The organism is Magnetococcus marinus MC-1, from assembly GCF_000014865.1.
Taxonomy (GTDB): Bacteria; Pseudomonadota; Magnetococcia; order Magnetococcales; family Magnetococcaceae; genus Magnetococcus; species Magnetococcus marinus.
Map to the genome: position 1 here is coordinate 1,336,417 of NC_008576.1, position 25,117 is coordinate 1,361,533.

Annotated in this window: 1 protein-coding gene (cut by a window edge); it reads right to left on the reverse strand. The window is 55.3% G+C overall.

The window, feature by feature from the left end:
- Positions 1-25,117, reverse strand: the 3' portion of a protein-coding gene (locus MMC1_RS21840; RefSeq protein WP_041640852.1) for a putative Ig domain-containing protein. The gene runs 9,983 nt beyond the window's last position; 25,117 of the gene's 35,100 nt are visible here — the last part of the coding sequence; the start codon falls outside the window, past its right edge — the gene reads right to left on this strand; its stop codon occupies positions 1-3.

The window sequence follows — 25,117 nt, forward strand, 5'->3', positions numbered from 1 at the left end:
TCAGACCTGTAACAACTGCATGGTAATGTCCGACTCCACCAGCAGGCTGGCGGTGCCGCTGGTGTAGCTATGATAGGTGGTTTGATCAATGACTTGATCCGCCCCCTGTGCCCAAGATGCGGCTGCGGTCTGCACCACATCATCACTATTACCGTGGATCAGTAATTGGTCCGTGGTGGAGGAGAGATCCAGCACATCTTGTACAGTGAGCTGCATGGTCACAGCCCCATCACCGGTGATGTCAATCGCCTCAATATCCGTCAGCACCGTTCCACTCAAACCCGAGAGATTTAAGAGATAATCCTCTTCAAACAGTACCAGGGTATCGGTACCAGCCCCACCATCAATGGTGCTGTCGGTGTCATCCCATACCAGGAAGTCATTGCCATCCTCGCCATGGAGAGCATCCATCCCGGCACCGCCTTCCAGGAAGTCATCTCCTGCATCACCAAAAAGGGTCTGATCCCCCGCTCCGCTGCTGAGCAGATCGTTCAAAGTGCTCCCGTACAGGGCTGTGCCGTCCAGATCTGCGTTGCCCAGAATGGAACCGGTAAACTCTGGAGTGACAAACACATTGAACATGGTGGCAACCGCATTGCCGTTGGTATCGTTAACCGTTACCGTAAAGGTGTCGGTGCCGACAAAGTCGGTATGGGGCGTGTACTTCCAGGCATAGGCATCGGGCAGATAGGCGGCCACACCATGCTCCGCTGGGCCGGTCAGGCTGGAACTCAGGCTATCGCCATCGGGGTCATAGGCCAGCATGCCGCTGGTTAAGCTGGTATTGGATTGGATGACAAAGTAGGTGTCATGTACCATGGGCGCATTGGTGATCGTGGTGGGCGTACCAAAGGCAGCCAACGAGTTGGCACCGGCCATATCCATAACCCCAGTCGCATTGGCCACGCTCATATCCCAATAGCCAACCAAGCCCGCTTCTTCGCCCGATAAGGTGTTGGACATGGATTGCGCAAGGGTGGCCTGATCCAAGGCGCTCTCCCACACCCGCACTTCATCAATCTGGCCGCTAAACAGGTCCTCCCCAAGATAGTCACTACCAATGGTCATGGTCGCACTGGCTGTGTTGGGGCTCGCCGTGATGACTGTGCCCACCGTTTGGCCGTTTACATACATTTGCGTGATACCCGTTTCACGCACCATCGCCACATGGTACCAGGTGTTAGCTTCTACCGTGAGCCCGCTGTGGTAAAGCGTGCCCGCACCGCTGCCCAGAGCCCCTTGCAGTGAATAGCTGCCGGCAGCATCCCAGTTGAGGAATAGACCAAATCCTGAAGCGACACCGTCGCCATTGCTGGTGATGATTTGATTGGTGTCGGTATCCTGACCATCCCACATAAACCACGATTCGATGGTAAAGTTATCCACTACCGCCGTGGCGGCAGTGTTGCTCTGGTAATATTGATCGAAACCATTCATGGCGACGGCGCTGCCCAGATGACCCAGGTAGAGCGGATCATTGCTATCTACCCCAGCGGTGGTGCCCAGTTGGGCATGGTTGCCGCTGTTGGAGTTTTCAAGCACGGTATTGCCCGCAACGATGTTAAAATCGTAGCTGGCCAACAGGTTGTCGTCGTTACTGCCCCAGGCTTGGTTATAGCTGTCGGCGATCTCCTGGGCGCTGCGTACATCGCCCCACACGCGCACAGTGTCCACCATCCCGCTAAAGCCATCCGCCGCGCCCGTCCACTCATCGTTGCCAATGAAAAGGTTCGACCCCGCGCTATCAACAAGGTCGGAGCTAAGCATGGCCGATGTACCAACCTGAGTACCATTGATATAGAGGGTTGCTTCGTTGGTGGTATCGTCAAAGCTGGCGGCAATGTGGTTCCAAGCGCCAACCATGTTGGGGTATGCGGTATTGTAGCCGGAAATATCAAACGATACCCCGGAGCCGTCGTGATACAGAGAGAGGGTCTGGTCACTGTCAAAGCCAAACCACATGACCTGATCCGCACCGAGTGTGGCCCCTTGAGCCATGACAACATCAACGGTGCCATCGGCGGATTGACGGTTAACCCAGGCTTCTAAGGTATAAGAGCGGTTGGCAACCGAAACCCCTTCAGCCACGATTTGATCATCCCCATCAAACTGCATGACCCCTTGGTGCGCCGCCGCATAGACCACAGGCGCACTACCGGTGGCGGTGCCGCTGCTTGAATTGAAGGTGATCTGGTGATTGACCAGCAGGCTCGCCGTACCGCTGGTGTAGCTATGGTAGATGGAACCCGCGACGGTCTGGTCCGCACCCTGGGTCCATGTCCCACCGGCTTGCAGGGTGTCGTCACTGTTGCCGTGCACCACCAACTGATCGCTGCTGGATGAGAGATCCAGTACATTTTGTTCGGTCAATAACAGGGTTACGGCACCGTCTCCTGTTATATCAATCTCTTCAATATTGTGTAGGGTGACACCACTTATACCGGCGAGGTCTAAGTTGTAGTTCTCCTCAAACAGTACCAGGGTATCGGTACCAGCCCCACCATCAATGGTGCTGTCGGTGTCATCCCATACCAGCCAGTCATTGCCCTCATCGCCATAGAGTGCATCAATCCCAGCACCGCCCTCCAGGAAGTCATCTCCTGCGCCACCAGTAAGGTATTGATCCCCCGCTCCGCTGCTGAGCAGATCGTTCAAAGTGGTCCCGTACAGGGCTGTGCCATCCAGATCTGCGTCACCCAGAATGGAACCAGTAAACTCTGGAGTAACAAACACATTGAACATGGTGGCAACGGCGTTGCCGTTGGTATCGTTAACCGTTACCGTAAAGGTGTCGGTGCCGACAAAGTCGGTATAGGGTGTGTATTTCCAGGTATAGGCATCGGGCAGATAGACCGCGACACCATGCTCCGCAGAGACGGTCAGGCTAGAGCTTAGGGTGTCACCGTCTGGATCATAGGCCATCATACCACTGGTTATGCTGGTATTGGATTGGGTGACATAGTAGGTGTCATGCACCATGGGCGCATTGGTGATCGTGGTGGGCGCACCAAAGGCGGCCAACGAGTTGGCACCGGCCATATCCATAACCCCAGTCGCATTGGCCACGCTCATATCCCAATAGCCAACCAAGCCCGCTTCTTCGCCCGATAGGGTGTTGGACATGGATTGCGCAAGGGTGGCCTGATCCAAGGCGCTCTCCCATACCCGCACTTCATCAATCTGACCGGAGAAGAGTTCGCCACCGGCATTGTCGCCGCCTATGGTCATAGCGGCACTGGGGGTGGCCGGACCAGCGGTGGTGCTGTTGCCCGCCGCTTGGCCGTTTACATACAACTGAGTTACGCCGCTATCACGTACCATGGCGACATGGTACCAGGTGTCGGCCTTGACCGTGACACCGCTGCTAAACGCCACGACCCCACCCATAAGCCCTTGGATGGAATAGCTGTTGGCAGCATCCGGTGTTAACAACATGCCGTAGCCCGTGGTTGAACTATCGCCGTTGTAAACGACCACTTGGTTGCTCCCCGTGTCGGTGCCATCCCACATAAACCACGACTCAAGGGTAAAGTTATCCACCGCCGTGGTGGCGGCCACGTTGCTCTGGTAATACTGGTTGGTACCATTCAAGGCGACGGTGCTGCCCAGATGACCCACGTAGCGCGGATCATTGCTCTCCACCCCAGCGGTGGTGCCCAGTTGGGCGTGGTTGCCGTTGTTGGAGCTATCGAAAACGGTATTGTCCGCAACGATGTTAAAATCGTAATTGGCCAACAGGTTCTCTTCATTGCTGCCCCATGCTTGGTTATAGCTCTCTGCGATCTCTTGGGCGGTGCGCACATCGCTCCATATGCGCACCTGATCCAATAGGCCATCCAGCCCGTCAATGCCAGCAGCCCATGTACTGTTACCGATGCTCATGTCTGGGTCAGCGGCATTGGTGAAGGCAAAGCCCAAAATGCCGCTCGCCTGCAAGACACCGTTGATATAGATGTTACCCTCCCCACTGGTCACATCATAACTGGCGGCGACGTGGTACCACTCTCCCACAAGATTGCTGGTACCCTCGAAGTTACTGATATCCGCACTGATCCGGCCCGTCGCCCCATGGCCCATGGTCAAATCATTATTGGGACCAAAGCCAAAGAACTGATATTGGCCATCCGTGGTAGTCGTCCCTTGGGTGAACAACATGTCCCAGTGTGAAGTGGATGTCGAGCGATTGACCCAGGCCTCTAGGGTGTAGGAGCTGTTGGCGATGTTGACCCCGGTTACGGTGAGGGTGTCCGCTTCTCCGGTGGAAAACTGCATGGCTCCTTGATGCGCCGCCGTATAGACTACAGGCGCACTGCCGGTGGTGCCGGTGCTGCCCGTTGTTATATCCACCGTGATGGTGTTGGCGATGGCGCTGTTGGTGGTGCCATCGTTCACATAGTAGCTGAAGCTGGTGTAGTTGCTGCCACTCTCGCCGCTATTGGGGGTGTAGTGCAGCAGCCCCGCATCCAGTTGTGCTTTGGTGACGATGCTACCCGCGAAAGCCTCTTCCGTACCCACGTCCAAGCTACCATTGGCGTTGATGTCCAACCACAGGGTGCCCAGGGTGGGCGGCGACAACAGCTCAACATGGTCCAGCATATCCCCATCGGCATCATAAAAGAGGACGGCGCTGCTGGTAATGGTCACATCACCATCCTGGGCCACGGTCAAAGTGCTGTCCGCCGCGGTGGGCAGATCGTTGCGGGATAGGATCTGCAAGGTCGCCATGTAGGCATCGCTATCCTGGCTGCCATCGTTGGCAATAATGCTCAAGGAGAGCTCCCGCCCTTGGCGGGTTGGTTCATAGCTGCTCTCAAAGGTGATGCTGTTGAGCAGGCTGGTATAGTTGGCCAAGGTATCGCTGCCGCTGAGGGTGAGGGTTCCGGTGGTATCATTCCAGGTGGCGGTGATGTTGGCCGTGCTGCTGGCCGCCAGTGACTCGTATCCGGCCATATAACCATTGAGGAGGATTGACACAGCGTTCAGATTGGCGCTGTCGCTGTCACTGAGGCTGAAGTTCAGCCCCAAAGCCTGAGCGCCGCTATCCTCCAGATAAGAGGCCAGCGCAGGGCTTGAAATGTTCTCAAACACACTGAGCTGGTCGCCCTTAATCTCCACAAAATCACGCAGACCATCGCCGGTGAGATCCAAGCGGGCGGGGAGCGTGTTCTCCTCCAATGTGGTGGGAACATAACTGAAGAAGCCGCTGCCATCGTTGGTCCAAATTTGCAGCGTGCCATCCACCCGCAGGGTGGCATCCATATCCCCATCGCCATCCAGGTCGTTGAGACGCACCTTGTCGCCGCTGCTGTTGGGGGCGAGCACGCTCGACACGGTGTCGCTAAAGAGAGGGATGACCGCAGACCCCGGTAAGGCGCTATTAAAGTAAACCCGTGCGGCATCGTCGGTAGCGTTGAGGGAAGTGGCCACAATATCCTGGAAACCATCGCCATTGAGATCGCGCACATCCACTTCACGCACCACCCCACCACTGAACAGGGTAATGCCCGTATCGGTAAAGAGACCTGCCTCATTGATGGAGATGTGTACGCCGTTTACATCATCAGCAAATACGGCATCCAGATCGCCGTCATTGTCCAGATCAGCCAAGATGGTGACATAGGTGTGATTGCTGCCATCAATGGTTTGACCGGCGTTGGTGTAGCTGCCATCCCAAATACCATTGCTATCGGCATCATCCCCCAACCAAAGCTGGTTGATGGCGTTTTTGTGAGAGACCATGATGTCCACAATACCATCGCCGTTCACATCCCCCGTATCGACCCGCCGCGCTAGATTGGTACCCACCAAATTAAGGTTGGTATCAGTAAAGGTGCCATCCCCATTGGAGAGATAGACCGTCACCACATTGCCGCCGTCGGCATAGTCTTGCACGATCAGGTCGGCGTCACCATCGCCGTCCAGATCCGCCAGTTGCGGGTCGCTGAAGTTACCATTAATCATCACCCCAGAAGCGCTGACAGGATCGGTAAAGCCACCCTGACCATCCCCGAGCAGAACCTGCGCTTGCAGGGTGTTAGTGGCCGTTATTTCATCGGTATAGGTGATGATGAGGTCATTATGGCCATCGCCATTGATGTCACCACCGGTCATCCAGTAACCGGTAGCAGCGTCAAGGGTAAGAGATGTAAGAGGTTCAACAAAACCCAATTGGGGCATGGTGTTGCTCAAGCTGATCACCGGTGCCGTGGTGGTGGTGCTGCCCGTTGTTACATCCACCGTGATGGTGTTGGCGATGGCGCTGTTGGTGGTGCCATCGTTCACATAGTAGCTGAAGCTGGTGTAGTTGCTGCCACTCTCGCCGCTATTGGGGGTGTAGTGCAGCAGCCCCGCATCCAGTTGTGCTTTGGTGACGATGCTACCCGCGAAAGCCTCTTCCGTACCCACGTCCAAGCTACCATTGGCGTTGATGTCCAACCACAAGGTGCCCAGGGTGGGCGGCGACAACAGCTCAACATGGTCCAGCATATCCCCATCGGCATCATAAAAGAGGACGGCGCTGCTGGTAATGGTCACATCACCATCTGGGGCGACCGTAAGGGTGTTATCCGCAGAGAAGGGTGCGGTGTTGGTGGGTATGGTGACGACACTGGTGAAAATATTGCTGGTGGCCGTTTGATCGGCGTTACCTTGTACACGAATCTCAATCTGTTTGACCGTGTAGGTGGGGGTGCCCTCATGATTATAGGTCAGGGTACGTAAGAGATCCTGATAGTTGGCAAGGGTATCTCTACCGCTCAGGCTTAACATGCCCGTCGTGCTGTCCCAATTTCCGGTAATGGTGCCATTACTGGTAAAGCTGAGTGTGTCACCGCTCTCATAGCCCATGTAAAACTGCACCAAGGCGCTGTCAACGGTGGTGCTATCCATATCCTCAATCTGGATATTGGCTGCAATGGCGGTACCGCTGCCTGTAAAGGTGGCTATGCTGCCGGTGGTGGTGGTGGTGCGTACGCCATCGGTAAGGGTTGCGGGTTCGGCTGTATCGCCCACCGTAGCATCCCCCAAGATCAAGGGGTGGGTGGCATCGCTGGAAAGGGTGGTGCCCGCACTTACCGTTTCAAAGGTGTAGTAGGCCATCAGATTGGTGGTGTCACTCACCGCACCATTGGCGCTGTTTTGAATCTCAGCGGCACTGCGTACATCGGACCAGATGCGCACATCGTCCAGTTTGCCATCAAAATCCTGGCCACTGCTGCTGGCCAAATAGTTGCCTATAACCAGTGTGCTACCACCCGCATAGCTATTACCGGCGGTGCTCTGTGCAACCTGGACCCCATCCACATAAAGGGTGCGCACAGGGGCACCGGCATTGTAATCATACACGGCGGCCACATGATACCACTGGTTGACCATGCCGACATTGTTGCTGTCAATATCTGCGGTATTAACGCTCAGGGTATCGCTGTCGATATTCCAACTCAGGTGCCCTGTGGCATCAAAACCCACCACGAAAGTACCGGTGCCCTCAAACCCTTGGCTGAAGATGGCATCACTGCTGTCACTGCTGTTGCGATAGACCCAGCCCTCCAAAGTAAAGGAGGTAGAAGGGGCCAAGGCAAGGGTGGCTGAGGCCATATCATCCACCCCGTCAAAACTGAGCACTTGACTGGGCTGAACGGCGCTAAGTGCCGGTGCATCATCCACTGGTGCAATGGCTAAGTTGACGGTGACGCTGCTGCTATCCCCCTCTGGTGAGCTGGCCTGCACCGTGATTTGACGGCCATAGCCTGGATTGTCATGGCTGCTGGCAAACTGCACGGTGATGAGCGCCGCTTGATACTCGGCCACCGTGGCCGTGCCTTGCAGGGTCATGGTGCCGCTGGTGCTATCCCAACTGCCGGTGATGTTGGCGGTATCGGTAAAGGTCAGGGTGTCATAACCCTGCATATAGTCATCACTGATGGTGAGCGTCATGCCGGTTACGGTATTACTATCTTCAACCAGGGTTATGCCTGCGACAGCGGGCATGGCCATGCTGTTTTCAGTATAGAGGTTTCCGCTAATGGCCGTATTGCTTAGCAGATTGACGCTGCCACCGTTGTTGGCTGCCATGTCATTGGCAACCACCATATCCACATCCCCATCACGGTCAAAATCACCAATGACCGCCCCTTCGCTACCTACCCCATAGAGTGGGCTGCTGTTGCTATAACTGCCGCTGCCATCGCCCCACATGATGTCCACATAATCGTTGCCACTGACGATAACATCCAGATAACCATCGTTATTGAGATCCCCGGTGCGCAGGGATTGCACCGCCGTGTTGGAGGCGCTGCGACTGGCGTAGTCATAATAATTAAAGCCACCATGGCCATCATTCAGCCACCCATACACAGCATTTTCGCTCTGTTGGCCGCTCGTCAGGCTGGTGCTGTTGAAGATCGCAAGCACATCATCCAGCCCATCCCCATTCAGATCGCCTACCGCCAGTTGCTGGAAAGTGAGCGCATAGTCTATGGATGAGCCCAATTTGTCACTGATCTCACCCCACTCCGTCAGGTTGGCGTTGCCGTCATTAAGCCACAAGACGGGGTCACGGCCATCGGTGGTGATCAGCAAGTCTTGATCACCATCCCCGTCGGCATCCAGATTAACCGCACCATTAAAGCTCTGACCTGCGGCAAAGCTGAGGGCGGTACCGAAATAATCATCCCCGTGGTCCGTCGCTGTCCCCGCATTATTATAGAGGTGCACAGCATTGCCAGAGGTGGCGTCCAAGGTGACGAGATCTTTGTAACCATCGCCGTTCAGATCAACCAGCAGCGCCTGTTCAATCACACCAATGGGGTTGCTCTGCGTTTGTACATTAAAGTAACCATCGCCAATCCCCATCAAGACAAGGGTGCCGGTGTCTGACACCGTGACCACATCCAATACGCCATCCCCATCCATATCCTCGACCAGTACTTGGTGGGTTGTGCCACTGGTAAAGGTTTGTGATGTTTCGCTAAAATGGCCATAGCCATCATTGAGCATAACCAGATCGCTGGCATTTAAGGTGCCCACAAACAGATCCAGGTCTCCATCGCCATCGAAATCCCCCTGGGCCAACAATTTGGCGTTCTGCGTGGCATCGCTGGCATTGCTGCTAAGGGTAAAACTCGGGTAACTGTTGACATTCAGGGTCAACAGGGGAGGATCATTGTTCAGTGCCATGCTGACGGTAATGTCCACGCCGCTACTGGCCGCTTGTTGATCATCCACAACCATGAGTGAAATTTGGCGATCGGTCGCGTCAGGGTCAATGCGGCTGTTGGCATAGGTGACGGAACGCAACAGGGCTTGGTACTCTGCCACGGATGCCGAACCACCCAGTTGCAGGGTGCCACTGGCATCATCCCAGTAACTATAGATGGAAGGGTTGCTGGCATTGAGTATGAGCTTATCCCCCGATGCCATCGTGTAGCCGGTGATGGAGAGCGTGGCACTGGTCAAGGTGCTGCTATCCACATCCACCACATTTAAGTCTGTCAAGATGGCGACCGGACCGTCCAGTTCGGTATAGGTAACGCTGGCTGTCGAGCCCCCCTGCACCGTAATCTCTGGATAATCGTTGCTGCCAACCACATTGACCTGGAAACTATGGATGGCACTGACCAGATTACCCTCTTCCGTGACCTGTACATCGACGCTACGCACCCGCTCGCTGGGGTTGTCACCCAAAACCTGCATGGTGATGCTGTTAAGTGCGCTGGTGTAGTTGGTTAAGGTGTCGGTGCCGCTCAGGCTGAGGGTGCCGGTGGCGCTGTCCCAACTTCCGGTAATGGTGGTGGTGTCCGTAAAGCTAAGGGTGTCTGACCCCATCTCATAGTTGCCAGCGATGGTAATGGTGGCACCGGTGAGGTTGCCGTTGTCGTCATCCATCAAGGTCATGCCCATGGTCAGGTTCTGCCAGCCCATGCCCTCATGGATGGTATTGCCCGCCACCGTGGAGTTGTTCAAGGAGATATAGATCCCGTTGGATCCGGAAAACTGAGGGTCAAGCTGTCCATAGATGGCATCCACAGAGCCATCATTATTGACATCGGCCAGCACCACATGATCGTTGCTGGCGTTGTTAAGGTATGAGCCCGAAGAGCTGAAAAGCCCTGTGCCATCGTTGAGGTAGAGCGCATCAGATTGGTAGCCGTTTTTCACGACTACCAGATCCAAATCACCATCCTGGTCCAGGTCAGCCAGAGCAATATCTTGCACATTGGTGCTGCTGTTCATGGTGGTGTTCTGGTCAATAAACAGACCCTGACCATTGTTCAGATAGACGCGGTAGCCAAACTGACTGTCGTAAGCGACCAGATCCAGATCTCCATCTCCATCCAAATCTCCCAAAGCGTTGGCGACAAAGCTGCTGTTGGCATAGCCTAGATTTTGCCCGTTATCGGTAAAAGTGGTGCCATCGGAGAGCAAAATTTCTAGGTTGCCATCGGTGCGGCTGAGCACCACATCGTCCAACAGATCGCCATTCACATCGCCCATGCTGACGCTCTTAGCCATGCCTGTGCCAAACACAAGGCCGCTATCGGTAAAGCTGCCGTCCCCGACCCCCAACCAAAGCTGGTCAGAGGTGTTGTCATTAACGACATAGAGGTCGATGTGGCCATCATGATTGATGTCGCCCATGGCGGCATCCACACTATTGCCATGGCCTAACGTGGCGTTATAGGCAAAGGTGCCATCCTGTTGGTTGAACCAAACCTGATTGGCCCCACCATTATCCTGATAGTTCAGGGCGTCCAGATAGCCATCGCCATTAAAATCGTGGAGCAAAACACCTTGGCTGTCGCCAATGTTGGTGAAAGCCAGAACGCTCTGATTGCCCTGGGTAAAGTGTCCGCTATGATCCCCCAACCAAACCAAGCCACTGCTGCCATCAATTAGGTCAATATCCCCATCATTGTCTAGGTCTCCTGCGGCCAGAGTGGAGGTGCCATTATTGGTGACCTGGATGGTGTTGCTGGAGAAGCTAAGGAAGCCCATCGTGCCGGTGGTGCTGATCACGGGGGCATCGTCCACCGTGCTAATGGTCACGGTGGAGGTAAAGCTGTTGCTGGCATTTTCTGCCGCGTCCTTCACCAACATGGTGATGGTGCGCGGTGTGGTATTGGGTGCGGTGGTGCTGTTGTCATAGGTTACACTACGCAACGCCGCTTGATAGTTGGCCACGGTATCGCTGCCAGAGAGGGTTAACCGACCAGTCGCACTGTCCCAACTGCTGCTAATGGTGGTGGTATCGTTAAAGGATAACCGATCCTGGTCCATGAGATAGTTGCCAGCAATCTGGATAACCGCTTGGCTAAGCAGCGTGTTGTCAATGTCGACAAGCTCCACACTGGGGGCGATAATCACAGCCCCCACCGCTTCATCATAAGCGGCGGTAGCGGTGGTGACCGTTTGGGTGCGTGTGCCATCTGCAACGGCCAGGGGATCTTTAGCATCCCCCGTCGGGGTGGTATCACCCATTTGCAGCATGTGGCCATTGGTACCGTAACTTACCCCATTGGCAATCTGTTCAAAATCAAAGTACGTCGTCAGATTGGTGGTCTCTGTGATAACCCCATTGGCACTCTCTGCGATCTCCTGAGCGGTGCGAGCGTCCGACCAGATACGCACATCGTCCAGTTTTCCATCAAAATCTTGACCGCTACCACCAGCCAAATACGAGCCCAACACCAGCGTGTTACCACCAACGTAGCTTGGGCCGGTGGTGCTCTGTGCAACCTGTATCCCATCCACATAGAGGGTGCGAACAGGGCTGCCGCCCATATCGTCATACACGGCGGCCACATGGTACCACTGGTTGAGCATGCCGACGTTGTTGCTGTCAATATCTGCTGTATTGACGCTCAGGGTATCGCTGTCGATATTCCAGTTGAGCTGTCCCGAGGCGTCAAAACCTACCGAGAAGGTTCCCGTGCCCTCAACCCCTTGGCTGAAGATGGTGTCATCGCTGCTGCCGCTGTTGCGGTAGACCCAGGCTTCCAGCGTAAAGGAGCTGCTTGGGGGCAAGCTAATGGCCGCAGAAGCCACATCGTCCACGCCGTCAAAGCTCAATACCTGGCTTGGCGCGACCGCGCTTAGTTGGCTGGGGTCGTTCACCTCAATAACGTTGACCTGCCCCGTATGGCTTACCGCACTGAAAGCGGTTGTGCCACCGTTTTGTGTGGCATCCACGCTGGTACCTGCCACACCATTATCGCTGGTATCCCAGCCACGGAAGGTAAAGGTGCTGCTGCCCGCATAGTCGGCATTGGGTATAAAACGGATAGAGTCGCTGCTCTCAAGCAACAGCGCTTGGCTCTCGCTCAAGCCATCAATCCCTTGCCAGGTTGCGCCATAATCCCAGCTATACTGCCACTGACCATGACTCTCATCCACAGAGGTAAGGGCGATACCTGACAGGGTGCCATCGACATCGTAGTAGATGTCGCTTAGTAAGTTGGAGACCATGGTGCCGTTCTGGGGTACCGTGGAATCTTCCTGTACGTCATCTATAACGGCATTGGCAACGCCGATCTGGTGGTTGAGGACATAAACCCCATTCATGCTGTCTAATACATACGCATGGTCATTGGTGACAACGACTTCAGCGCTGCTGCCACCGTTTAAGGTCCAGCTATCTACGGTGGTCATCTTGTGTGGATTGGACACACTCAGGTAGGTGACACTATTGCCGCTGCTGACGATGAGTACCTCATTGAGGTAGTCAACGCTATAAGCCATGGTGGGGAACGAGTTCATATAGGTTATGGCGTTGGGATCGCTCACATCCAGATGGGTCACACCGCTGGCACCCGCAGCCAGATAGAGGTCGCTGCCGTCGAGGGACAGATCCACGCTGTTGGAAAGGGCGTAGGTATCCATGGCCGAAGGCGAGAGCGGATCGGTTACATCAACAATTTCCAAGCCATGGCTGGTGGCCATATAGAGGGTATTGTTGTTGTAGAAAATTTTCTCCGGCGTGCCAAACAGCGGTAGAGATGCCATCTCGGTGATCTGTGCGGGATCGCTTAGATCCAGCACATACACCATGTTGTCAGCACCCAAATAGCCCACATGGCCATCCACCGTAATGGAACGGCTATAGGTGTTGTTACCTTCATCATACACACCAATAACAGAGGGCGCGGTGGGATTGCTGATGTTAATGGCAAGCAGATCCCCCTGGCTGATGTAAGCCGTTTGCCCAGACACGGCGATGCCGTTAGGCGCACCCATGGTGCTGCTGAAATCCACGCTGCCCAGCAAGGTGGGTGCGGTGGGCGATGAAACGTCCACGATCTTCAAATGGTTGTCGCTGGTGGCAATGTAGGCGGTATTGCCCACCACCACCATCTCAGCCCCATAGGAGAGGCTGTAAGAACCGACATCGGTGAGGGCTTCACTCAAGCCCATGGCCGGTAGCAGCTCTGGTGCGTCATTAACGGCGACGACTTGGATGGTCTGGGTAAAGTTGGTGGTGGCACCCTCGCTATCCATTAGGCTGACCATCACCGAACGGGGGCTGGTGGAGGGCGCCTCTGCGTTGTTTTCATAGGTGACAGCCTGCAAAATGGACTCTACTGCCGCATCGCTGGCGGCACTGTTAAAGGTGATGTTCCAAGTGCTGCCGGTCCAGGTGTAGCTACCCACCAACGTACCGCCGTAGCTGAGGTTGCCATCTTCGACCAAAACAGAGCCGTGTGAGGACAACAGCAGGGTCTCAAACTGGCTATCGTAGGGGGTGTAGCTGATGTTGAGCGTGCCACCATCCCAATTATCTTCCGTGTCGTCCACGGTAATGACCGGCATAACCGCAACAGAGCCGCCATTTTCGGTAAAGGTGACGCTGTCGGCGGGCTGCTCAAGCAGCAGGGTGCTGGCGCTTACCGTGGGGCTAAGGGACGGGGTCGCACCGCCATCGCCTAGGGTGAGGTAGAAGCCATTCCCCGAAACATCTGTCAGGCTGTTGCTGCCTGTGTAATCCGCCATGGTGTAGTTGGCGACCAGCCCAGCAGGGCTGCCCGAGAGCGTGCGTGAATAGTTATCCGCAATCTCTTCTGGCGTGCGGACATCGTTCCACAGGCGTATATCCCCCAAAGCGCCATCAAGGGGCGTGCCATTGCTCCATACCGCACTGCCCAATGCGAGGCTGCTGCCTACGGGCAGGCTTTCTCCCGTAAAAATATGTGTGGTGAGTTGAACGCCATTGAGGTAGAGCGCCATTTCACTGGTGGTGCTGTCAAAGCTGCCGGCCCAGTGGACCCAACTGCCCACCTCATCCAGCCCCAGGCCGGTAAAATCCACGATCCATGAATCGCTGCCCAGGGCGATTTCAAAGGTGTGTGGGTCGGCTCCGTAGCCGATGCTAAGATGATTTCCATTCCCATCGGTCATGAGCAAAATATCATGGGCGCTACCGGCGCTGGCCCGGTTAACCCAGAACTCCCAGGTAGCATCCGCCGTAACCATGCCCCCTACCGTCGAGTATGCCGCATCATCGGTGCCATCAAAAACAAGGCTGTTTTGTAGGGTCGGCAGGGTGCCTGGGTCCACGGTTGGGGCATCATTGGTACCGGTGAGGGTAAAGGGTACCTCGGTCGCGGTACTGGTGCCGCCTTGCTCATCGGTAATGCGGATGGAAAAGGCGTGACTACCGCTAACATCATTACCTGTAAAGGCGTAGGTGACGTTAGCCAGTGCCGTTTGATAATTGGCAATGGTATCGATGCCCGTCAGGGTTAGGGTGCCTGTGGCGGCGTCAAAAGAGCTGCTAATGGTGCCGGTATCGGTAAAGGCCAGCAGAGCTTCGCCGGGGGCATAACCACTGCTTACGGTGATGCTGGCACCACTCATATGGGTGTTGTCGCCATCACTTAGGGTTACAAGATTTCCCAGTGCCGTGGCGTTGGCATCCTCGGTAAAGTTCGGCGAAGAGACAAACACAACCTCCGGCGGACTGTTGACATCCACCACCGACAGGGTGGTGGTGACGATGTTGCTCTGGGTCCCTTGATCATCAAAGAGTGCGATAGAAACCGTGCGGTTGCCAACATTGGGGCTGGTGCTGCTGTTTTCATAGGTCACACTGCGCAGCGCCTCTTGATAGAGGGCGGTATCGGCTGTGCCACTGAGTGTGAGCGTGCCCGTGGTGGCGTTCCACGCCCCTGCAATGCCGTTTTGATCGGTAAAATTCAGGCTATCTTCGCCGACCTGATAATGACCGCTAATCTGCACCGTGGCAGAGTTCATCTGGGTGCTGTCAACATCCGTCAGGGAGAGGTTCGCGGCCACCTGTTGCGGGGCGCTGCCCTCAATGTAGGTCACCGAGGCTGGCAGGGAGCCTGCCTGCCCAAACACCACATAGCTTTCTCCTGCGCCTTGCATACCATTGGGGGAGGCGTAGTCGGCCCCAATAATCAGATCATCCACCCCATCGCCGTTGAGATCCCCCGCACCGGCAACCGAGAAGCCTGAATAGTCGTAAGCGTTGATGCCGTTTATGCTAAAACCGTTGTAGCCATTCAGATCAGCCAGACTAAAGCTGGCGCTAAAACCCCCCTGCTGCCCAAACACCACATAACTCTGCCCCGATGAGGTGCCGTTGGGGCTGGCATACTGGGCCCCAATAATCAGGTCATCTATGCCGTCGTGGTTAATGTCACCAGCGGCACTTACCGCTTTTCCAGAGGAATCCCCACTATTTAAGCCTTGGATAACAAAACCGTTGCTGCCATCCAGGGTAGAGAGATCCAAATTGGCAGCGAAGGGGGTGGTGCTGCCAAACACCACGTAGGTCTCACCCGCTGTTCCAGCGTTGGGTGCGCCGATGAGCAGATCGCTCAGCCCATCGCCATTAATATCCCCCGCGCTGCTTACGGTAAAGTCGGAGTTGTCCGTGGCAGAAACTTCATGGATGGCAAAACCATTGCTACCGTTGAGCTCCGCTAGGTCAAAACTGCTCGCAAAATTACCCGAGTGACCAAACACCACATAGCTTTGGCTCGCATGGGGCGTACCGGTGCCGGTCGTGATTGAGCCAATGATGAGATCATCAATGCCATCCCCGTTCACATCGCCCGCACCGCTTACGGTGCCGCCCATGCAATCCCCAACAGAGACGCCATTAATGACAAATCCGTTACTGCCGTCTAAGTCAGAAAGATTGAAGCTGCTGGCAAAACCGGTATCTTTGCCAAACACCACATAGCTCTCGCCGGCATAGTCCTGACCGTTTGCGGAAGCGTAGTCTGCACCAATAAGCAGGTCATCGATGCCATCGTTATTGATGTCACCCGCAGCGCTTACCGCGACCCCCGCATAGTCGTACATCTCTTGGCCATTGATGATAAAACCATTGCTGCCGTCTAGATCAGAGAGATTGAGATCGGCAGAAAAACCGTTGGTTTGGCCAAACACGACATAGCTTTGCCCTGCGTCAACAAGCCCATTGGCCGCCGCAAACTGGGCACCAATGATCAGGTCATCCACCCCATCGCCATTGATATCCCCCGCCTGGCTTACCACCTGTCCCGCTTTATCGCCCGCTTCGATGCCATGGATGGCAAAGCCGTTGCTGCCATCCAAGCTGGAGAGGCTTATGTTGGCATTAAAGCCGGTTTGGTTGCCAAACAGGACATAACTGACCCCACCATCCAAGCCGTTGCCGGAATCGGAAATGAACGCGCCGATGATGACATCGTCCACCCCATCACCGTTGACATCCCCGGCGGCACTTACACTGTGCCCTGTGAAATCATAGGGGTTGGTCCCGCTAAGTACAAAACCGTTGCTGCCGTCTAAGCTGGCGAGATTGAGGGTGTCTCCAGGCAGTGTAAGCTGCGGTGCATCGTTTACCGCGGTGATCTGGATCTGCTGTATGGACTCGGAGCTTGCAGCACCATAAGCGTCATAGGCGGTAAGTGCCACCGCGACCGTGCTGGTCGGGTTATCGGACAAGTTTTCGTAACCCACCATCAACAGCGCGTTGGTATAGGCATTGCCCGTGGCATTTTGGCTTAGGGTCAAGGTACCGTTAACATCATCCCAGCTGCCTAATATAACGCCGTTGCTGTCGGTAAAGCTTAACCGCTGCGCCCCTTGCACATAGCCCTGAATGCTCAAGACCACGGAGGAGATGTCACCGCCATCAGGGTCACTAATGGTTACCCCTGCAAAGGGGTAGGTGGTGGTGCCATCTTCTATATAGGTGCCCGGTGTGGCGGTGTAAACCTCTGGCGCGTCGTTGATGCCATACACCGTGAAGATGCCGTTGCCCACGCTCTCAAGGCCCGCACCGTCTGCCACCATATAGGTGAAGGCAAGGGGCATGGTTTCCCCTTCGGACAAGAATTGCAGCATGCTCGATGGGGTGAAACTCCAAACGCCATTGCCGATTTCCGCAACGGTGCCGTACATAGAATCCACCAGAGTGATGGAGGTAATGTCTAGGCTGTTTGCATCGGGGTCCGTGTCATTGACCAGCAGCGTGGATTCAACAAAAGTGATGCTGTTGTCTTCATAGGCCATGACGCTGTCGTCTTGGGTCAATGGGGCCTCATTGACGTCGGTAACACCAATGGTAAAGCTTTGCGTATAGGGGGCGCTGGAACCGGGTTCACGCACCTCGATGGTGACGCTCAAATTCGGCAGGGTCTCATGATCCAGCGTGGTACCACTTATCAGGTAGAGCTTGCCGTCAATCACGGAGAAGAGATCTGCGTGGGTGCCACCCACAATGGCATATTCGGGGATTAGGGCCGAGCTACCCGTCGCAGAGAGGCTGCCCACCAAGTATTCAGCTTGGGTGTCGGTATTTTCAGGCAGGGTGCTGTTATCCAGCGTTATGCCGGTATAGGCCGAACGGCTGCTCAGGGTGCTCTCAAAGTGGGCACGAGCCTCTTCGGCGCTGCGCAAAATCAGCGGCATCTGACCGGGCTGAATGTTGGTCAAGAAGGTGCTGATATTTATGTCGTTGCTAAAGGCGTCGGGGCTCTGCTCAAAATTGATGTTAACCCCTGCGGTTTGATCATGGGCAGTCGCACTAATGGTAATACCATTGCTCGGATCACCATCTTCATCAATGGTCTGCAAAAAGCGCAGCATGTTGGTGACGGCATCCGTGGAAAGGCCATCCAAGCTATCAGGCGTCATCAGGCTACTGGCGTTGGCCGTACCTAGCACAAGATTGCCGATGGAGAAGGTGACGGTTTCGCCATCCCGATAATAGAACAGACCATTGGCATCGGTATTGCCGCTTTGGCTGCCGGAATTAAAGGTCAGGTTGCCAACCGCAGCATCCAAGAACTCACCATCGCGGATGATGGTCAGAGCAAACGCATCACTGACGCTCAAACCACTGCTGTCGGTTGCCGTAATGGCAATGGAGAGGGCATTGGCCCCTTCAGGGGTGATGCCGCTTAGGGTTAAGGTCTGCGCATCAAAACTCAACCACGTGGGCAGGGAAGAACCATCGGAGAGCGTGGCGCTAAAGGTTAGGCTGTCTCCACTGTCTAGATCGGCAAATTGGTCGCTGCCAAAGGTATAGCTAAAGGCTAGGTTTTCGGTGGCATCTGCATCGGCCAACGCCATGGCGACAATGGGGGACTCATTAACATCCATCACGTTGATGGTCACGCTCTGCGTGCCGGATTGACCGGCACTATCCATAACCATGACATCCAGGGTATAGCTGTTGATGCTCTCATAGTCTAAGACCATATCTGGTTTTAGATAGAGGGTATCTCCAGCAAAATCAAACAGACCAAAACCGCTGCCGCCTGTTACCACAAAGCTGTGGCTATCCACAACATCCTGATCTATGGCGCTGAACACACCAACGGTTCTGCTTGCAGCAACAGGCCCCGCATCACCGCTTTCGTCGATGCTGGCGTTGGAGAAAGTGACCCCTGTTGGGGCATCGTTGCCATCGACCAGGGAGAAGCTGAAGGCTTGGCTATAGGTCAGACTTGGGCTGCCACTATCGGTTGCTGTCACCGTAATAGTGAGAGTGGGCTGGGTTTCAAAGTCCAACATCGCGCCTGCGGCCAGATAAAGCGCACCATCCAGGATTTCAAACAGCGCCGCATCACTACCCGACAGGGTCAGGGTGTGGGTATCGGCGATATCTGGATCACTCACCGTAAAAGCGCCTAAGGCATAGGGGGTGCTGGTATCAACGCTTTCGGCGACTGCCTGCGTACCCGTATAGTCAATGGCGGTGGGATAGTCGTTAATGCCCACCACTTGAATGTTCAATGTGGCGACGTTGGAGTAAGCCTCGCCATCATAAACCGACCACTGGAAGCTGGTAGTGCCCGACCAGTTAGTTGCAGGGGTAAATTGTAAATCCCCAATATTGGCCAACGGTACAATTTCATTACCGGTGATGGCGTCTAAGGCCATACCCATATAGGAGATGGTGCCGTTGCTGGGCAGGGATTCTAACCGAATGGATACAGGGGTGGTACCATCATCATCATGCACCAGCGCCGTGATATCATCGGCATTGAGTGCATACGAATTGTTTTCAAACAGTTGCAACGTGTAGTCAGAGGCAATAGGCGCGTCGTTGCTATTGAGAATCGCAAGCTGGAAGTTGCCAGAGACACTCAACCCTTGCGGATCGGTGGCGGTGACTTTAAGGGCCATCGAGCCCACATGCGCATTGAGTGGGGTGCCACTAAAGGTGGCGGTGTTGGTGTCAAAGCTTATCCAACTGGGCAGGGCGCTACCATCCAACAGGGTTGCGCTATAGACCAAGGTATCGCTATTGGCATCGGTAAAGAAGCTGGCGACCGAGAATGTGGCGGTTTGATCCTCGGTCACGGCGTCCACACTGATGGTGCTCACCAAGGTGGGTGCCACATTGGCTTGGGCGATGGCTAAGGTAAAGGTGTCATCGGTGGATGCCCCGTTGGTATCGGTCGCGGTGACGCGAATGGAGAGGGCGCCCGTGTCACTGGAGGTAGGGGTGCCGCTAAAGGTGTGACTGGTGGCATCAAAACTGAGCCAACTGGGCAGAGCCGTCCCATCGGTCAGGGCGGCGCTCCAGGTGATGCTGTCGCCCAAGTCCACATCTACAAAGGTGCTGCTGCTCAACTCTTTGCTGTAGCTTTGGCCGGTCAACAGGGTTTCATCCGCCCCCTGCGCCAACAGGGAGAGATTAACCACCGGCGCATCATTCACATTTTCCGTGGTTAGGGTAAAGATGTCAGAGACCTTTTTGCCCCCCTGATCGGTGGCGGTGACCTTGATGGAAATCTGCCCCACATTAGCGTTGCTGGGGGTACCACTCAAGCTTAAGGTGCTGCTGTCAAACACCAACCAACTGGGCAGGGCACTGCCATCCAAGAGGGTCGCTTTATAGGTCAGCGAATCCCCAAGATCGTTGTCGGTAAAGCTGCCCTGGGCAATGCTGTAAGTAAAGCTGCTATCTTCCGTTGCGATTTGATCCACCAGTGGGGTGGTTAAGAGAGGGGCTGTATTGGCATCCCGTACCACAATGGCAAGGGTATCGCTTACCGTGCTGCCACTGCTGTCGGTGACGGTAACCGTGACCGACAAAGTACCAATATCAGCCAGTGCAGGTACCCCACCAAAGGTGCCATCCACGCTATTAAAGGCCAGCCAACTGGGCAGTGGGTCGCCATTGGCCAAGGTGGCGCTATAGGTTAAAACATCCCCCAAATCCACATCGGCAAAGGTGCTAGCAGGTACCGCGAACTCAAAACCACGGTTGGTATAGGCAACCTGATCGGACATCTCCTGAGCCAGGGTTGGGGCGTCATTGGTGTTGGTAATGGTCAGGCTAAAGGCATCTACCGCAGTTAATCCCGAAGGATCGGTGGCTGTCACTTTAATGCCAACAATGCCCACGTTTTCATTGAGTGGGGTGCCTGTGAAGGCGCCCGTATTGCTGTCAAACTGTAGCCAACTTGGTAGCGAACTGCCATCCAACAGGGTCGCGGTGTAGGTTAGGCTATCCTGATTGGCATCGCTAAAGGCGTTGCTGGGTATGGTATAGCTAAAGCTGCTGTCTTCCGTGGCAACTTGGCTGCTCAGCCCTTGGTCAATAACCGGGGCCTCATTGGCGGCATTGACCGTAAGGGTGAAACTCTGCTGCGCGGTGGCATTTTGAAGATCGGTGGCGGTAACGACAATGGTCAATTCACCGGCGTCACCGGTTGCTGGAGAGCCGGTAAAACTGCCGGTCGCGCTGTCAAAATAGAGCCAATCAGGTAAGGGATCGCCACTCGCCAACTCAGCGCTCAAAGTGAGGGTATCCCCACTATCCACGTCGGTAAAGGCCGTGGCAGGAATGGCATATTCAAACACGCTGTTGGTCTGCGTAGTTGTCCCCTGTAGGGTGGTCCCGACTTCTGGGGCATCGTTGGTATTGGCGACAATCAACACAAAGGTGTTGGCCGCTCTTGAGCCCGAAGGATCGGTGGCAACCACCTTGATCAGCAACTGCCCAACATGGTCGTTGCTGGGGGTGCCGGTGAAGATGCCGTTGTTAAAGGTGAGCCAACTGGGCAGCGCCGAACCGTTACTGAGGGTGGCGCTGTAGGTCAGGGTATCGCCATCGGCATCACTAAAAGTGTTGCTGGGGATGGTAAAGCTGTAGCTGCTATCTTCGGTCGCGGTACGGTCCGCTGTTGTCACCGCAGTATTGAGCATAATGCTATTGAGCACCACCGGCGCGGTGTTGGGGTCCACCGCTGTAATGACAAAAATGTCCGACGCCGTAGTGCCATGACCATCGCTGGCGGTTACCCGTATGTTGATGGCGCCTAGGTCGGACGCTCCAGGAACACCGGTGAACAGTGCCGTTTTGCTATCAAAAGAGAGCCAACTGGGCAGAGCGGAGCCATCCACCTGGGTGGCCGTGTAGGTTAAGGTGTCGGAGAGATCCGCATCCGTAAAACTGCCGCTGGGCAGCGCAAATTGGAAACCTACATTTTTCTGCGCCAACTGGTCCACAATGGGGGTCACCAGGGTGGGGGCATCGTTGACGTTGTTAACGGTTACGGTAAACAGATCGGAAACACTTAAACCGCCTGTGTCTGTCGCGGTAAGCTTAACCTGAAAACTCCCTTCATCCCCATCGCTGGAGGTACCGCTAAAGGTGCGGGTATCCGCATCAAAAGTTAACCAACTGGGCAGTGCCGCGCCGCTCTGTGTGGTGGCCGAATAGGTCAGTGTATTGCCCTCGGCATCCATAAAGGCGCTGCTGCTCACTTGCAAGAAAAAGGGCTGATCTTCCGTCGCTGTTTGATCCGCAATGGCCGCCGCTACATAGGGCTTGGTGTTTAAGGCATTGACGACCAAATTAAATGTGGTTGTGGCGGTAGCGTGGCTGTCGTCGGTGGCGGTAATGGTAATGGCGTAACTGCCCGCATGGCTGTTACTGGGGGTGCCATAAAAGCGCAGCAGGTCGGCGTCAAAAGTAAGCCATGATGCACCGCTGGCTAACGAGGTCCCATTGCTCAAAGCGGCACTAAGGGTCAAGTGATCCCCAGCGTCCACATCGGTAAACAGGCTAGAAGAGAGCTTTAACGCATAGTTGCTGCCAGCGGTAATGGTCTGGCTGGCAACCGTGCCGGCCGTGACTGGTGCATCATTGGTGTTATTAACGGTCATGCGGAAGGTATCTACCGCTTTTTCGCCCGCGCCATCAGTGGCGGTTACTTTGACCGAAAAACTCCCCACATTGCTGTTGGTGGGGGTGCCGCTAAAGGTGCCGGTCTCGGCATCAAAGCTTAACCAACTGGGCAGAGCCGAGCCGTTTAATAGGGTGGCCGAAAGGGTAAGTGTATCGGTACCGGCGGTCACATCACTATCGGTAAAAGTGTCACTGGCCAAAGTATAACTGAAGGTGGCATCCTCAGAGGCTACCTGATCGGCAATGGCGTTAGCCAATTCTGGCGCGTGGTTGACCGCCTCCACCGCGATGGCAAAAATATCACTGGCGGTGGCACCGCTCTTATCGGTGGCAGTTATCTTGATGGAGACCGAAGTATCGCTCTCGCTGCTGCTGGGGCTGCCGTACAGGGTGCGGGTAGCGGCATCAAAACTAAGCCAACTCGGCAGAGCTTCACCGGTGCTCAAGGTCGCGCTATAGGTGAGAAGGTCGCCCTTATCCACATCGGTAAACGCGCTGGCTGAATAGACAACCTGAAAAGTTTCCCCTTCATAAACCGTACGATCAGACTGACCGTTAACCAAGGTTGGGGCATCGTTCACATTGGTGATCGAAAGGGTCAAAATATCGGTGGCCTTGAGCCCCGCCGCATCGGTGGCCTGTACGGAAACATAGACATTGCCTACCTGGGCGTTGGTGGGGGTGCCCGTAAAGGTACGGGTTGCCGCATCAAAGCTCAGCCAACTGGGTAGCGCACCCCCCCCTACCGCCGTGGCGCTATAGGTTAGGGTATCACTGGCATTGGCATCGCTAAAGGTGGTGCTGGCGATTTTATAATTGAAGGCACTATCTTCGGTAAGCGTCTGGGTACCCAGACGGTTGACCAAAACAGGTGCTACATTGGGATCGGAGACCGTCAGAACAAACAGATCCGACGCCGACGCCCCCGACGTATCGGTGGCGGTAATCACAAGGTTATAGGTGCCCGCGTTGGCGCTGGCAGGTACCCCGCTCAGCAAGCCTGTCTGGCTGTCAAAACTCAGCCAACTGGGCATGGCGGCGCCCGAGGCGCGGCTGATGCTATAGGTTAGGCTATCGCCGCTGTCGACATCGGTAAAGTGGCTGCCTGCCAAATTTAACTGTAAGGCTTTGCCTGTGGAGATCGCCACATCGGCAAAGGCGGTTACCAGGGTTGGCGCATCGTTGACATTACTGACCGTAAGGTCAAAGGTCTCCACCGCACTGGCACCGCTGGCGTCGGTGGCGGTCACTTTAAGGCTCAGCACCCCCACATTGCTGTTGGTTGGCGTGCCGGAGAGGGTGTTAGATTCGCTATCAAAGTTCAACCACGACGCGCCTTGGGCCAGGGACGTGCCATCTTGTAAGGTCACGGTCAGGGTCAGGTCGTCCCCATCGGCATCGGTAAAGGTGTCGGTGGGAATGAGTAGTGTTAATGCGCTATCTTCCAGGGTAGTCTGATTGCCAATCTCGCTGGCCAATACCTGCGCGTGGTTGGCACTAATGACCTCCAACTGGAAAAAGTCGGTGGCGGTGGCACCACTGCGGTCGGTGGCCGTGACTTTGACGGTGAGGATGCCCACATCGGTGGCGCTCGGGCTGCCTTGGAAGAGACGACTGGCGGCATCAAAGCTGATCCATAGACCGTTTAGGGTCTCGCCATTGGCGAGGGTGGCACTGTAGGTGATGCTGTCCCCAAGGTCTACATCGGTAAAGGAGCCCTTGGCCAACTGGAAGGTGAACGGTGTTCCCACATCGGCCCGCTGATCGCTGATGGCGGTAATCAGGGTTGGTGCATCATTAACGTTGCCCACCTCAATTTTAAAGATGTCAGAGGTGGTGAGATTGCCGCTATCGGTGGCCGTGACCTTAACGGTTAAAGTGCCCACATCGCTGTTGGTGGGGGTGCCGCTAAAGCTGCGGGTGGCGCTGTCAAAAGTGAGCCAACTGGGTAAAGCGGTACCATCGGCACGGGTCGCGGTATAGGTCAGGGTGTCGTCGCTATCCACATCGCTAAAGGTCGAGCTGCTGAACTGCTGGCTAAAGCGGCTATCCTCGGTAGCGGTTTGATCGGCAATATTGGCGGCCACCGTGGGGGCATGGTTAACCTCCGTCACATCCACTGCAAAACTGGTGGAAACCTTGGCCCCAACGCTATCTGTCGCGGTTACCTTGAGCACCAAGTGGTTCACATCGGAGCTGCCGGGCGTACCCGAAAAGGTGCGGGAGTCGGCATCAAAGGTCAACCAACTGGGCAGAGCGGTGCCGTCCGCCTGGGTGGCGCTGTAGGTCAGCGTGTCACCAACATCCAGATCCCCAAACAGCCCCGCATCAAACGCATAGAGAAAACTCTCACTGGTATTGGTGGTCAGATCGCTCAGACTACCCACCACATAGGGGGTGTCATTGCTGTTGGCAACCGTTAAACCAAAAAAGTCACTGGCTTTTTCGCCATAGATG